Consider the following 12643-nt stretch of genomic DNA (forward strand, 5'->3'; position numbering starts at 1 on the left):
ACAGCGCTGTCATCTAATGATAGCGCTGTCATCGTAGCCGCGGGGAGCGGCTGCGACAAGGGAGGCGGCATGACGGTCAGGCGTGAACCGATCCTAGTGATGGGGGTGAGCGGCGCGGGCAAGAGCACCGTGGCGCGCGGCCTCGCCGACCGTCTGGGCGGCGTCTATGTCGATGCCGACGATCTGCACCCCGAGGAGAACGTCGCTGCCATGTCGCGCGGCGAGCCGCTGACCGACGCGATGCGCTGGGGCTGGCTCGACCGGGTGGCCGAGGTGGTCGAGCGGACCGAGCCTTTTGCCGTCTTCGCCTGCTCCGCGCTCAAGCGCGCCTATCGGACGCGGCTGCGCGATCACCTGGGCGATTTTCCCATCATCTATCTCGACGGCGACTACACGCTGCTGCGCGAGCGCATGGCGCGGCGCAAGGGGCACTACATGCCCGTCTCGCTGCTCGACAGCCAGTTCGAGGCGCTCGAGCCGCCCGTGCCCGAGGAGGGCGCGATCGCCGTTTCCGTCGCGCCATCACCAGAAGAGGTGGTCGACGCGGCGCTGCGCGAACTTTCATCCCGCCTGCAGGGAGGGCCCGAGCAATCCGGTCAGGCAGGCAACACACCGAGGAGGACTTCATGACCAGAACTTTCACCATCACCCTCGCCGCCGCGCTGACGCTTTCGGGCGCGGCCGTGGCGCAGGATTACAGCTTCCGCTTCCAGTCCTCGGACCCGGCGGGCAACCCGAACTTCGCGCTCCAGAAGGAATGGGCCGAGAGCGTCTCGGAGATGTCCGAGGGTCGCATCGAGGTGGAGATGCTCCCTGTCGAATCGATCGTCGCTCATAACGAGACGCAGGATGCGATCGCGGCGGGCATTCTCGACGGTCACATCACCGACACCTCGTACTTCTCCGGCAAGGACCCGGCCTTCGGCCTGATCGCCAACCCCGTCGGCGCCTGGAGCGACCCGCAGCAGATGTTCGACTTCATGGAGGCCGGCGGCGCCGAACTGATGAACGAGCTGGTCGAGCCCTATGGCCTGCACTTCATCGGTGCGACCACCCCGGGCCTCGAGGCCTTCGTGTCGAAGGTGCCGCTCGAGGGCGTCGACGACCTCAAGGGGCTGAAGCTGCGCGCGCCCGAGGGGCTGGTGCAGCAGGTCTTCGCCGCCGCCGGCGCGGCGCCGGTGAACCTGCCCGGCTCGGAGGTCTTCACCTCACTCGACAAGGGCGTGATCGACGCGGCCGACTACACCGTGTTCTCGACCAACCAGGCGCAGGGCATGCACGACGTCGCCCCGCACCCGGTCTATCCGGGCTTCCACTCGATGCCGCTGGTCGAGGTGTCAATGAACCTCGAGAAGTGGAACGCGCTGCCCGACGACCTCAAGCAGGTCATGGAAGAGTCGGTCAAGCAGTTCGCCCAGGACCAGGTCGCGGCGCTCAAGGCCGCCGACGAGGCCGCGGTCGAAGAGGCCAAGGCTGGCGGCGAGATCACCGTGCATGACTGGTCCGACGAGGAGCGCGCCAAGTTCCGCCAGATCGCCATGGGCGAGTGGGAGAAGGTGGCCGAGCGTTCCGAGAATGCGGGCCGGGTCTACGAGACGCTGACCAGCTACCTGCGCGAAAATGGCCTGATCGCCGAGTAACGGGCGCGGCACGAGGGATGGCGACGCCCGGGCCGCAGGTCCGGGCGTCTTCGCTTCAACCATGACGAGGGACAAGGGCAAGTGACCGAAGATCACACCGACATCGCGCCGCCCCGCGACGAGGGCGCGCCGATCGCCGAGGCGGGCTGGCTCGGTCGCGCCATCGACCGCGCCGGCATCGTCTTTGCGATCGGCATCATCATCGCCATGCTGATCCTGATCCAGGAAGTGGTGCTGCGCTACTTCTTCAACCGTCCGACGATCTGGGCGCACGAGACCACCGTGTTCCTCTCGGGGCTCGCCTTCATCTTCGGCGGTCTCTACTGCACGGCCCGCGACCGGCACATCCGGGTGGTGCTGATCTACGACATCCTCGGGCCGCGCATGCGCCGCGCCTTCGACGTGGCGATCTCGATCATCTGCGGCCTTTCGGCGGCGATGTTCACCTGGGCCGCCTGGATCATGGTCAGCCGCGCCGCCTTCACCCCGACGGGTGATTTCAGGCTCGAACGCTCGGGCAGCGCCTGGGACCCGGTCTATCCCGGCGCGATCAAGATTTTCCTCATGCTCGTGCTGGGCATCATGACGGTCCAGTTCGCGATCCTGGCCGTGAACTACGCGCGGGGGCGCCGCTGATGGATTTCTTCGGATCGATCCAGGGGCTCGGGATCGAGGGCGCGACCGCGCTGATGTTCGCGATGCTGCTGGTGCTTCTCGTCACCGGCATCCCGCTGGCCTTCGTCACGCTGCTGGTGGCGCTGGTCTTCGCGCTGGGTTGGTTCGGCCCGATGGCCGTGCCGCTAATCACCAGCCGGGTCTATTCCTTCGTCTCCAGCTTCGTCTTCGTCTCGGTACCGATGTTCGTGCTGATGGCGGCGATCCTCGACCGCTCGGGCATCGCGCGCGACCTGTTCGACGCGATGCGGCTCGTCGGCGGGCGGCTCAGGGGCGGCATCGCGATCCAGACCATCTTGGTGGCCGTCATCCTCGCCGCGATGTCGGGGATCATCGGCGGCGAGGTGGTGCTTCTGGGCCTGATCGCGCTGCCGCAGATGCTGCGGCTCGGCTATGACCGCAACCTCGCCATCGGCGTGGTCTGCGCCGGCGGCGCGCTGGGCACCATGGTGCCGCCCTCGATCGTGCTGATCATCTATGGCCTGACCGCCAACGTCTCGATCGGCGACCTGTTCACCGCGGCCTTCGTGCCGGGGCTGATGCTGGCGGGCTTCTACGTGGCCTATGTGCTGATCCGTGCCTATCTCAACCCGGCCGTGGCGCCGGTGGTCGAGGGGCCGCGCGCCACCACGGCCGAGAAGCTGCGGTTGCTGAAGGGTCTGTTCCTGCCGATCCTCGTCGTCATCGGCGTGCTCGGCTCGATCTATGGCGGCATCGCCAGCGTGACCGAGGCTTCGGCAGTCGGCGTGCTGGGCGTGACGCTGTCGACCATGATCCGGGGCGAGTTCACGTTCGGCCTGATGCGCGATGCGGCGCTGCAGACGCTTCAGACCGTGGGCATGATCGTCTGGATCGGCATCGGCGCGACCGCGCTGGTGGGCGTGTTCAACCTGATGGGCGGGATCAAGTTCGTCTCGGCGATGATCACCGGCATTTCGGACGAGCCGGTCATCGTGCTGCTGTTCATGATGGCGCTCCTTTTCGTGCTGGGCATGTTCCTCGACTGGGTCGGGATCGCGCTGCTGACCATGCCGATCTTCGTGCCGATCATCACCTCGATGGGCTACGACCCGGTCTGGTTCGGGGTGGTGTTCTGCATGAACATGCAGATGAGCTTCCTGTCCCCGCCCTTTGGGCCAGCCGCCTTCTACCTCAAATCGGTGGCGCCGCCCGAGATCTCGCTGGGCGACATCTTCCGCTCGCTCTTGCCCTTCATCGGCATGCAGGCGCTCGCCGTCGCGGTGCTGATCATCTTCCCGGCGATCGCCATCTACTGAGGCGCGCCGCGCGGATGTGATGGCCCGCCCCTTGCCAGGCAGGGGGCGGGCCCTTTCTATATGTGGTACCGCAACCCCGGGGCGCCACCATGGACATCCACCTCGAAAAGATCGACGCGGCCCGCAACTGCTATCGCTTCTACGAGATCAGCCTCGCGCCCGATCTCTTTGCCGAGGCGGCGCTGGTGGTGCGCTGGGGCCGGATCGGCGGGCGGGGTCGGGTGCGGGTGGCCGGCTCGGGCTCGCTGCGCGAGGCGCAGGACATGGCGACCCGGCTGCTTCGGCTTAGGCTGCGCCACGGCTACGCGCTGCGCTGAGCCTCAGCGCCGAAGCCTCAGGGCCAGAGCGCCCAGAGATAGACGCCGTAGCCCGCCAAGAGCGCCGCACCCTCGCGGCGCGAGATCCGCAGCCCGGTCCAGGCCAGCGTCACCACCGCGAGCGATGCGGCGATCATGACCAGGTTGTCGAAGGTGAGGATCTCGGCCGGCACATCGCCGGGCGACACCATGGCGGTGACGCCGGCGATGCCGAGGATGTTGTAGATGTTGGAGCCGATGATGTTGCCGAAGGCCATGTCGGCCTGCTTGCGGATCGCCGCCATCACCGAGGTGACCAGCTCCGGCAGCGAGGTGCCGATGGCCACGACCGTCAGGCCGATCACCGTCTCGGAAATGCCGAGGCTGCGCGCCAGTGTGGTCGCCCCCTCGACCAGCAGGTAGCCGCCGAGCACCACCAGCGCCAAGCCGCCCAGCGCGGTCAGGAGCGAAACGGGCAGGGAGGTCGTGCCGTTCGGCGCCAGTGCGGGGTCGGTGGCCTGCGCCGCCTCGGCCTTTTCGCGCACGGCGCCGCGGCTTTCCTGCCGGAAGGCCATGTAGATGTAGAGCGCGAGCGCCAGCACGAAGGCCAGGCCGATGCCGAGGCCGAGGGACATGGTGGTGCTTAGCGCGGCGAAGCCCAGCGCCACCGCCACCATGACGCCGCCATCGCGCTTGAGCGCGGCGGACTGCACGGCGATCGGCGTGATCAGCGCGGCCGCGCCCATGATCAGTAGAATGTTGGCGATGTTGGAGCCGACGACGTTGCCATAGGCGATGCCCGGCACACCCTTGAGCGCCGCCTGCACCGAGGTGACGAGCTCGGGCGTCGAGGTACCGAAGCCCACCAGCGTCAGGCCGATCACCAGCGGCGACACGCCCAGCCTCTCGGCCACCCGCACCGCGCCGCGCACCAGGAACTCACCGCCGAGCACGAGCAGCACCAGCCCTGCCAACAGCGACAGCCACATCTCCATCACGTTTCCCTTTTCACCGTCCCTTGGCCGCGTTCCGGCCCCGGCTGAAATGGGATGACAGGGAGGGGGGTGACAAGCGCTCGCCGGTCACGGCGCGCAAATAATTCCGCGCCGCGACCAGTCGTGGAGCGGGGTGATCAAGCGGCGCGCAGGCGCGCCGGCATCAGCCCGGTCTCCTCCATCGCCACGGCCCGGCCCTCGCGGATCGACATCTGTGCCGCGAGGCCCATTGCGACGGCGGCCCAGCCATCCTCGAGCGTGACCTCCGGGCGGCCGCGCTGGCCGCGCACCAGTTCGAGGAAGCGCGCGTGCTGGTAGAAGGTCGAGCCGTTATGGTCGCCCGCCTCCAGCAGCGCCGGGTCGACCGGGATTTCCCGAATCTCCGGGCCCTTGGGCTCGCGCGGGCTGACGATGAGCTGCGGCACCGGCGGCGCACCCAGATGCTCGGGCCAGAACCGGCCCGGCCCGGGCACCAGCGCCTCGATCCGCGCCCGCGGGCCGACCGCCGTCACCTCTTCCTGGTAGCGCGCGCCCTCGGCGAACATGCACAGCTCCAGCATGGCGCGGCCGCCGCGTGCGAAATCGACGATGACATAGCCGTTGTCGAGCACGTCGGGGGCCACGCCCTCGTAGTTCTCGTCCTGGTGATTCACCGCCTGGCTGCCGGAGGCCATTACCCGCACCGGCTCGTCGCCCAGCGTCAGCCGCATCAGGTCGAAGAAGTGGCAGCACTTTTCCACGAAGGTGCCGCCGGTGTAGCGGTTGAAGCGGTTCCAGCCGCCGACTTTGTGGAGGAAGGGGAAGCGGTGCTCGCGGATGGTCAGCATGCGGATGCCGCCGGTGGTGGCCTGCGCCTCCTTCAGGAAGGCGGCGATCGGCGGCATGTAGCGGTATTCCATCGCCACCCAGACCGGTGCCGGGTAGCTGTCGCGGAAAGCTGCGAGACGCGCCGTCTCGGCCGGGTCGGTGAAGAGCGGCTTCTCGACGAGGAGCGGCAGCGGTTTGAGCCGGGCGATCTCCTCCATCTGTTCGAGATGGCGGAAGTTCGGGCTCGCGATCAGCAGGCAGTCGAGCTCTTCGGTCGCCATCAGGTCGGCGACCGAGTCGCACATGCGGGCCTCGGGTGCCAGCGCCTGCGCCAGCATCGCCATCTCGGCGTCAGGCTCGAAGATGGCAGCGACCCGGGCGCCGGGCAGCAGCGCGATGTTGCGCAGGTGCTCCTGTCCCATCATGCCGCAGCCGATGATGCCGTAATTGGTGACCGTGGTCATGTGACCTCCCTCAGATCAGGCGCTGCACGTAATGGGCGCGCGCCGTGTCGAACCATGTGCGCGAGAATTCGACCGGGGCGGGGCCCTGCGCCCAGCTCAGCCGCTCGATGTAGCCGGTGATCGTGCCGGGGCGCAGCGTGAACGCCTCCGGCGCCCAGTCGGGCACCGCGCCGACCGTCACCCGATCCTCGGCCCGGGTGATCCAGAAGCCGAGCCGGGTCTTGTAGTAGAGGTAGAGGGAGTCGCCCAATTTCCCCGGGTCGATCGTCCCGACCGCACCGTCGAGCCAGATCTCCTCGACCGCGATGATCGTGTCGTTGAGCCGTCGCAATCGGCGGATCCGGCTCGCTTCCGACGCGGCGCCGAATTCCGGCAGGTCGGCGGGCTTCTGCATCCTTGCCAGATCCAGGAGCTGGGCGCGCGGCAGCCCGCCCCCCTCCGGCAGTTCCAGACGGAACATCGAATAGACGCTCTCGGCCCGGGCGTTGCGGCGCACGTAGTTGCCGGAGCCCTGAACCCGCTCGAGCAGCCCCTTCTCGGTCAGCTCGGCCAGGGCCTTGCGCAGCGTGCGTACCGAGGTGCCCAGCCGCGCCGCATAGTCCCGTTCGGGCGGCAGGCGTTCGCCCTCGACCAGCCGTCCCGACGCGATCTCGCGGATCAGGAGTTCGGCGATCTGCTGGTGCAGGGGCAGGGCGGCGGGGGCGTCTTGCATCGGGTCGAAAACCGGTGGCTCGAAATTGATGCACCATTGATTTGCATTTGGCGGGCTGCTAGGCAAGAGGAAATCGCCGCCCCGGAGGAGCCCTGCATGACCGTCGTCCCCATCACCTCGCCCGATCTCGACGCGGTCGAGCTGTCGTGGTTCGCAGCGCTCTGCTCGGATGATTACCGGCTTCTGGGCAAGCCCGAGGGCGATCTGCGCTCCTCCTGGGCGCATTGCTCCGAGATCGTGAAGACCGCCGAGGCACAGGGCTTTCGCAACATCTTATGCCCGTCGTCGTACCAGGTGGGGCAGGACACGCTGAGCTTTGTTGCGGGCTGCGCGCCGATCACCTCCAAGATCAACCTGCTGGCCGCGATCCGCTGCGGCGAGATGCAGCCGATCATGCTGGCGCGCACCGTCGCCACGCTCGATCACATGCTGGAAGGCCGCCTGACGCTGAACGTCATTTCCTCGGATTTCCCGGGCGAAAAGGCCGAGAGCAGCTTCCGCTACCAGCGGTCGCGCGAGGTGGTGGAGATCCTCAAGCAGGCCTGGACCCGCGACGAGATCAACTACAAGGGCGAGGTCTACGACTTTCAGGGCCTGACCACCGACCCAGCCAAGCCCTATCAGGAAGGCGGCCCGCTCCTGTATTTCGGCGGCTACTCTCCCGACGCGCTGGAGCTGTGCGGCCAGCATTGCGACGTCTACCTGATGTGGCCGGAAAAGAAGGACGACCTCGCCGACCGGATGCGGGCCGTGCACGCGGTGGCCGAGAAATACGACCGCACGCTCGATTACGGCCTGCGGGTGCATGTCATCGTTCGCGACACCGAGGCCGAGGCGCGCGAATACGCGCAGCACCTCGTCTCCGAACTCGATGACGAGCAGGGCCGCACGATCCGCGAGCGGGCGCTCGATGCCACCTCGCTCGGCGTGTCGCACCAGGCGCGCAACCGCGAGCTGGCCGACATGGAGGGCTTCATCGAGCCCAACCTCTGGACCGGCGTCGGCCGGGCCCGCTCGGGCTGCGGCGCGGCGTTGGTGGGATCGACCGACCAAGTCTATTCGAAGCTCGAGGAATACCGGAAGATGGGCATGCGGGCCTTCATCCTGTCGGGCTATCCGCATATCGACGAGGCCAAGCATTTCGGCGCCCGCGTGCTGCCGATGATCAAGACCTGCTCGCTGCCGGAGGCCTATGGCCGTGTCCCGGCGGGCACCCCGAAGACGCCGCTCGGCGCAGGAGAACGACGCTGATGGATCGTATCGAGATTTCGCGCGACGTGGCGCTGAGCCGCCTCGTCTATGGCATGTGGCGCATCGCCGACGATTCCGACACCTCGCCCGCCCATGTCCGGGCCAAGATCGACGCCTGCCTCGAGCAGGGCATCACGACGATGGACCAGGCCGACATCTATGGCGGCTACGGCGCCGAGGCGGTGCTGGGCGCGGCGCTGAAGGAGGATCCTTCGCTGCGTGACCGGATCGAGATCGTCAGCAAATGCGGCATCGTCGCGCCGATGGGCCGCCATGCCGACAAGACGGTCAAGCATTACGACACCTCGCGCGCCTATATCGAGCAGGCGGTCGAAACCTCGCTGCGCGACATGGGCACCGACCGGCTCGACCTGCTGCTGATCCACCGCCCAGACCCGATGATGGACCCCCGCGAGACCGGCGCCGCGCTGGACGGGCTGGTGGCCTCCGGCAAGGTTCGCGCCGTCGGCGTGTCGAACTTCCGTCCCTGGGACGTGGAGCTGCTGGAATCGGCGATGGAGACGCCGCTCGCCACCAACCAGATCGAGATCTCGCTCAAGGAGCTGTCGCCCTTCACCAATGGCGATCTCGCCTTCCACCAGCGCCGAAATATCCCGCTGATGGCCTGGTCTCCGCTGGGCGGAGGCGACCTGATGACCGGGCAGGGGCCGGTGGCCGAGCGGCTCGACCGCATCGCTCGCGCCCAGGGCGTCGATCGCGCCGCCGTCGCGGTTGCCTTCCTGCTGGCACATCCGGCGGGCATCCTGCCGGTGCTGGGCACCAACAATCTTGAGCGGATCGCGAAGATCTCCGACGCGCTCAAGGTCGAGCTCGACCGCGAGACCTGGTTCCTGCTCTACGAGGCCGGCCTCGGCACCGAAGTGCCATGAGCGCGGCGGCCGAGATCACCGGCTTCGTGCCGGACGCGGAGAACACGCGGCTCTTGCGCGATGCTTTCGGCCGCTTCGCCACCGGCGTCACCATCGTCACGGTGGCCGGCGAGGACGGCCCCGTGGCGATCACCGCCAACAGCTTTTCGAGCCTGTCGCTCGACCCGCCGCTGGTGCTGTGGTCGCCCGACAAGGGCTCGCGCCGCTTCGGGCATTTCGCCAACGCGACACATTACGCGATCCACGTGCTGTCCGCCGACCAGGCCGATCTGTGCTTCGGCGTCAGCAAGGACGCCTGGAAGCTCGGCGACCACGACCTCGAGTGCAACGCCTCCGGCGTGCCGGTGATCCCCGGCGCGCTGGCCCGCTTCGATTGCACCCGCGAGGCCACGCATGACGGTGGCGACCACGTGATCGTGGTCGGCCGGGTCGACCGGGCCGAGCTTCGCGACGGCGCGCCGCTGGTCTTCTACGCCGGCAAGCCGGTGCGGCTCGCGCAGGACTGAGACACGCCGTCTCCGGGGGAGGAGCGGCGACCCGAGAGGGAAGGGGAGAGGAATGGGAGGAGTTCTGGCCGTGCTGGGGCCGCTTGGGCGGCTCAATGCGGCGCTCTGTACCGCGGGCCGCGCGATCGGCGTCGCGGCCATCGCGGTGATGGTGGCGGTGACGCTGCTGCAGGTCGTCATGCGCTACGTCTTCAACAACGCGCTGCCATGGCCCGACGAGGCGGCGCGCTTCTGCATGCTCTGGATGACCGGGCTGATGGCCCCGACCGCGCTGCGCCATGGCGGCTTCGTCGCCATCGACAGCCTGCTGATGGCGCTGCCGGTGCGGCTGTCGTCGCTGCTGTCGCTGATCCTGCTGTCGATCGCCATGCTGGTGCTGGTGATGGGGCTCACCATCGGCTGGGCCGAGGTGAACGGTCTGGGCGGGCGTTTTGATACCGCCTCGCTCTACCTGCCGACCTCGTGGGGTTTCGACAGCTGGTACCGCATCCCGCGCAGCTGGATGATGCTGTCGCTGGTGGTGGGCTTCGCGATGCTGATCCTCGTCAATCTCGAGCTGATGCTGCGCGCCCTGATGGGGCTCTTCGGCGCGGCCGACCGGCTGCCCATGGTTCGTAATCCCGTGCTGGGGAGCGCCGAATAATGCTGGTCCTGTTCCTTCCGGTCTTCCTGTTCTTCCTGATGGTCGGCCTGCCGGTCTTCTTCGGCCTGCTCTTCGCCCCCGGTATCCTGCTGTGGCTGAACGGCCAGGAGCGCGACCTCACGCTTCTCTACCGTAACCTCTACAACGGGATGGACAGCTTTCCGCTGATGGCGATCCCGTTCTTCATGCTCGCGGGCGAACTGATGAATCGCGGCGGCATCACCCTGCGCCTCGTCGAGTTCAGCCAGGCGATGATGGGCCATTTCCGCGGCGGCCTCGCGCATGTGAACATCCTGTCATCGATGCTCTTCGCCGGCCTCTCCGGCTCGGCCGTGGCTGACACCTCGGCGCTGGGCTCGATGCTGATCCCGGCGATGGAGAAGCAGGGCTACACCCGCCGTTTCGCCGCCGCGATCACCGCCGCCTCCTCGGTCATCGGTCCGATCATCCCGCCCTCGGGTATCATGATCATCTACGCCTATGTCATGGGCGAGAGCGTCGCCGCGCTGTTCCTCGCGGGCATCGTGCCGGGCATGCTGGTCGGCGTCGGGCTGATGGTCCTGGTGAAGATCATGGCCGATCGCTACGACTTCCCGGTCGCCTCGCGCCGCCACAGCTGGGGCGAGCGCGGGCAGGCCTCGCTCAAGGCGTTCTTTCCGCTGCTGACGCCGGTGATCATTCTCGGCGGCATCCTGTCGGGCGTGTTCACCCCGACCGAGGCCGCCGCCGTGGCCGTGGCCTACGCGCTGATCATCGGGCTCTTCGTGCTGCGGACGCTGAAGTTCTCGGAGCTCGGTGACGTGCTGTCCAAGGCGGGCATCACCTCGGCGGTGGTGCTGCTGCTGGTCGGCGCGGCGATGTCGTTCAAGACCGTGGTGTCGCTCTCCCACGCGCCGGAGATGCTGGCCGACTTCATCCTGACCCTGACAGAGAATCCGCTGCTGCTCTTGTTCCTGATCAACCTGCTGCTGTTCGCGGTGGGCATGTTCCTCGACGCGGGCCCAGCGATCATCATCCTCGGTCCGATCCTCGGCCCGGTATTCACCGGGCTGGGCGTCGACTCGGTGCATTTCGCGATCATCATGTGCGTGAACCTGACCGTGGGGTTGGCGACGCCACCGATGGGGCTGGTGCTCTTCGTCGCGGCCTCGGTCTCGGGCGAGAAGGTCGAGACCATCTCCAAGGCGATCCTGCCCTTCCTCGCGGTCGAGATCCTGGTGATCATGCTGATCACCTTCGTGCCCGAGATATCCATGACGATCCCGCGCCTGACGGGCTTCGCCGACTGAACGACGACAAGAACAAAGACGACGAGAGCAAAAGGGAGGACACCATGCTCAGCACCACATTCAAGGCCGCCGGCCTCGCCGCGCTTCTGGCCGGGACCGCGCTGCCCGCTTTGGCGCAGGACATCAAGCTGCGCGCCACCGCCAACTCGAACGAGAACGACGAGGATTACGACGGTCTCGTGGTGTTCAAGAACTACGTCGAGGCGGCCTCCAACGGCGCCATCGAGGTCGAGATCTTCATGGGCACGCAGCTGTGCTCGAACGGCGCGGAGTGCCTGCAGGGCGTGGCCGACGGGTCGATCGACATCTACATCTCGACCTCGGGCGGCGCCTCGGGCCTGTTTCCCTACGTGCAGGTGCTCGACCTGCCCTACGTGATGGCCGACGACCGCGTGGCCGAGGCCGTGCTCTCGGGCGATTTCACCCGCACCATGCGCGACATGGCGCTCGAGGATTCGGGCGACTCGATCCGGCTGATGACGATCGGCAACACCGGCGGCTGGCGCAACTTCGCCAACACCCAGCGCCGGATCGCGGAGCCCGCCGACATCGAAGGGCTGAAGATCCGCACCGTGGTCGCCGACCTGCCGCAGGAGCTGGTGCGCGCGCTGGGCGCCTCGCCGACGCCGATCCCGTGGCCCGAGCTGTTCACCTCGCTGCAGACCGGCGTGGTCGAGGGCACCAAGAACGGCATCACCGACATCATGTCGATGAAATTCCCCGATGCGGGCCTGCAATACGTCACGCTCGACGGCCACGCCTACATGGGCGCGCTGTGGTGGATGTCGAACCAGCGGTTCCAGGAGCTGCCCGACGACATGAAGCGCGTCGTGGTCGACGGCTTCTACCAACTGCAGCAGGCCACCTTCGCCTCGCCCAAGCGCAAGTCGATCCAGGCCTATGAGGACTTCGTGGCCGGCGGCGGCGACCTCTACGTGCCGACTCCCGAGCAGAAGGCCGCCTTCGCCGAGGCCGCCCAGCCGGTCTACGAGTGGTTCACCGCCAATGTCGAAGGCGGGCCGGAAATCTACGAGGCGCTGACCGCCGCCGTGGCCCAAGCCGAGAGCGAGCTCGAGGCCGCCCGCGCCGCCGACATGGAATGACGCGCGGCCAATGATCCCAAGGGGGGCGGCCCGCCGCCCCCCTGACCCGGCCCCTTCGGGGGCCGTTTTCGCACCCCCACCACGCCGGAGACCCC

Annotated in this window: 14 protein-coding genes; 11 read left to right on the top strand and 3 right to left on the bottom strand. The window is 67.6% G+C overall.

Annotation, left to right across the window (positions count from 1 at the left end; genetic code table 11):
* The first annotated feature begins 69 nt into the window (after positions 1 to 69).
* The 5 genes from T8T21_RS13840 (at position 70) to T8T21_RS13860 (ending at position 3909) form a co-directional block, all read left to right on the top strand.
* On the top strand, positions 70 to 630 hold the full coding sequence (locus tag T8T21_RS13840) for a gluconokinase (RefSeq protein WP_322336003.1): 561 nt from the start codon (positions 70 to 72) through the stop codon (positions 628 to 630).
* Entirely contained in the window at positions 627 to 1640 is a 1014-nt protein-coding gene (locus tag T8T21_RS13845; RefSeq protein WP_322336004.1) for a TRAP transporter substrate-binding protein, read from the top strand. The genes T8T21_RS13840 and T8T21_RS13845 overlap by 4 nt, the downstream gene beginning before the upstream one ends.
* A gap of 81 nt (positions 1641 to 1721) precedes the next feature.
* The gene (locus tag T8T21_RS13850; protein WP_183472410.1) at positions 1722 to 2276 is read left to right on the top strand and encodes a TRAP transporter small permease subunit; all 555 of its coding nucleotides are present in this window, start codon (positions 1722 to 1724) and stop codon (positions 2274 to 2276) included.
* Complete coding sequence (locus T8T21_RS13855) at positions 2276 to 3592, top strand: TRAP transporter large permease (RefSeq protein ID WP_322336005.1); 1317 nt, start codon at positions 2276 to 2278, stop codon at positions 3590 to 3592. Before T8T21_RS13850 ends, T8T21_RS13855 begins: the two co-directional genes overlap by 1 nt.
* An 89-nt stretch (positions 3593 to 3681) precedes the next feature.
* Complete coding sequence (locus T8T21_RS13860; protein WP_183472404.1) at positions 3682 to 3909, top strand: WGR domain-containing protein; 228 nt, start codon at positions 3682 to 3684, stop codon at positions 3907 to 3909.
* A 17-nt stretch (positions 3910 to 3926) separates the two neighbouring features.
* Here the strand turns inward: T8T21_RS13860 and T8T21_RS13865 are convergent, their stop codons facing one another.
* The 3 genes from T8T21_RS13865 to T8T21_RS13875 form a co-directional block, all read right to left on the bottom strand.
* Positions 3927 to 4883, bottom strand: a complete 957-nt coding sequence (locus tag T8T21_RS13865; RefSeq protein WP_322336006.1) for a calcium/sodium antiporter — start codon at positions 4881 to 4883, stop codon at positions 3927 to 3929.
* Between the two features lie 137 nt (positions 4884 to 5020).
* Entirely contained in the window at positions 5021 to 6154 is a 1134-nt protein-coding gene (locus T8T21_RS13870; protein WP_183472385.1) for a Gfo/Idh/MocA family protein, read from the bottom strand.
* A gap of 10 nt (positions 6155 to 6164) precedes the next feature.
* On the bottom strand, positions 6165 to 6866 hold the full coding sequence (locus T8T21_RS13875) for a GntR family transcriptional regulator (protein WP_322336007.1): 702 nt from the start codon (positions 6864 to 6866) through the stop codon (positions 6165 to 6167).
* A 96-nt stretch (positions 6867 to 6962) separates the two neighbouring features.
* Between T8T21_RS13875 and T8T21_RS13880 the strand changes: the two genes are divergently transcribed.
* Genes T8T21_RS13880 through T8T21_RS13905 form a run of 6 tightly spaced genes read left to right on the top strand, consistent with a single transcriptional unit; the run spans position 6963 to position 12548 of the window.
* Complete coding sequence (locus T8T21_RS13880; protein WP_322336008.1) at positions 6963 to 8117, top strand: LLM class flavin-dependent oxidoreductase; 1155 nt, start codon at positions 6963 to 6965, stop codon at positions 8115 to 8117.
* Complete coding sequence (locus T8T21_RS13885) at positions 8117 to 9007, top strand: aldo/keto reductase (protein WP_322336009.1); 891 nt, start codon at positions 8117 to 8119, stop codon at positions 9005 to 9007. The genes T8T21_RS13880 and T8T21_RS13885 overlap by 1 nt, the downstream gene beginning before the upstream one ends.
* Positions 9004 to 9513, top strand: coding sequence for a flavin reductase family protein (locus T8T21_RS13890; protein ID WP_322336010.1), 510 nt, complete (start codon positions 9004 to 9006; stop codon positions 9511 to 9513). The genes T8T21_RS13885 and T8T21_RS13890 overlap by 4 nt, the downstream gene beginning before the upstream one ends.
* 52 nt (positions 9514 to 9565) lie before the next feature.
* A complete protein-coding gene (locus tag T8T21_RS13895) occupies positions 9566 to 10156 on the top strand; it encodes a TRAP transporter small permease (protein ID WP_322336011.1) in 591 nt (196 codons plus the stop codon).
* The gene (locus T8T21_RS13900; protein ID WP_183472368.1) at positions 10156 to 11445 is read left to right on the top strand and encodes a TRAP transporter large permease; all 1290 of its coding nucleotides are present in this window, start codon (positions 10156 to 10158) and stop codon (positions 11443 to 11445) included. The genes T8T21_RS13895 and T8T21_RS13900 overlap by 1 nt, the downstream gene beginning before the upstream one ends.
* A gap of 44 nt (positions 11446 to 11489) precedes the next feature.
* Positions 11490 to 12548 (top strand): TRAP transporter substrate-binding protein, encoded by a 1059-nt coding sequence (locus T8T21_RS13905; RefSeq protein ID WP_322336012.1) that lies wholly within the window; start codon positions 11490 to 11492, stop codon positions 12546 to 12548.
* Positions 12549 to 12643 lie beyond the last annotated feature (95 nt).

It is taken from the genome of Limimaricola variabilis (assembly GCF_034371605.1).
Taxonomy (GTDB): Bacteria; Pseudomonadota; Alphaproteobacteria; order Rhodobacterales; family Rhodobacteraceae; genus Limimaricola; species Limimaricola variabilis.

Excerpts from the sequence above, each read along its gene's own strand:
- T8T21_RS13840 (WP_322336003.1), top strand. The coding sequence starts at position 70 with ATGACGGTCAGGCGTGAACCGATCCTAGTGATGGGGGTGAGCGGCGCG.
- T8T21_RS13845 (WP_322336004.1), top strand. The coding sequence starts at position 627 with ATGACCAGAACTTTCACCATCACCCTCGCCGCCGCGCTGACGCTTTCG.
- T8T21_RS13855 (WP_322336005.1), top strand. The coding sequence starts at position 2,276 with ATGGATTTCTTCGGATCGATCCAGGGGCTCGGGATCGAGGGCGCGACC.
- T8T21_RS13860 (WP_183472404.1), top strand. The coding sequence starts at position 3,682 with ATGGACATCCACCTCGAAAAGATCGACGCGGCCCGCAACTGCTATCGC.
- T8T21_RS13865 (WP_322336006.1), bottom strand. The coding sequence starts at position 4,883 with ATGGAGATGTGGCTGTCGCTGTTGGCAGGGCTGGTGCTGCTCGTGCTC.
- T8T21_RS13870 (WP_183472385.1), bottom strand. The coding sequence starts at position 6,154 with ATGACCACGGTCACCAATTACGGCATCATCGGCTGCGGCATGATGGGA.
- T8T21_RS13875 (WP_322336007.1), bottom strand. The coding sequence starts at position 6,866 with ATGCAAGACGCCCCCGCCGCCCTGCCCCTGCACCAGCAGATCGCCGAA.
- T8T21_RS13880 (WP_322336008.1), top strand. The coding sequence starts at position 6,963 with ATGACCGTCGTCCCCATCACCTCGCCCGATCTCGACGCGGTCGAGCTG.
- T8T21_RS13885 (WP_322336009.1), top strand. The coding sequence starts at position 8,117 with ATGGATCGTATCGAGATTTCGCGCGACGTGGCGCTGAGCCGCCTCGTC.
- T8T21_RS13890 (WP_322336010.1), top strand. The coding sequence starts at position 9,004 with ATGAGCGCGGCGGCCGAGATCACCGGCTTCGTGCCGGACGCGGAGAAC.
- T8T21_RS13895 (WP_322336011.1), top strand. The coding sequence starts at position 9,566 with ATGGGAGGAGTTCTGGCCGTGCTGGGGCCGCTTGGGCGGCTCAATGCG.
- T8T21_RS13900 (WP_183472368.1), top strand. The coding sequence starts at position 10,156 with ATGCTGGTCCTGTTCCTTCCGGTCTTCCTGTTCTTCCTGATGGTCGGC.
- T8T21_RS13905 (WP_322336012.1), top strand. The coding sequence starts at position 11,490 with ATGCTCAGCACCACATTCAAGGCCGCCGGCCTCGCCGCGCTTCTGGCC.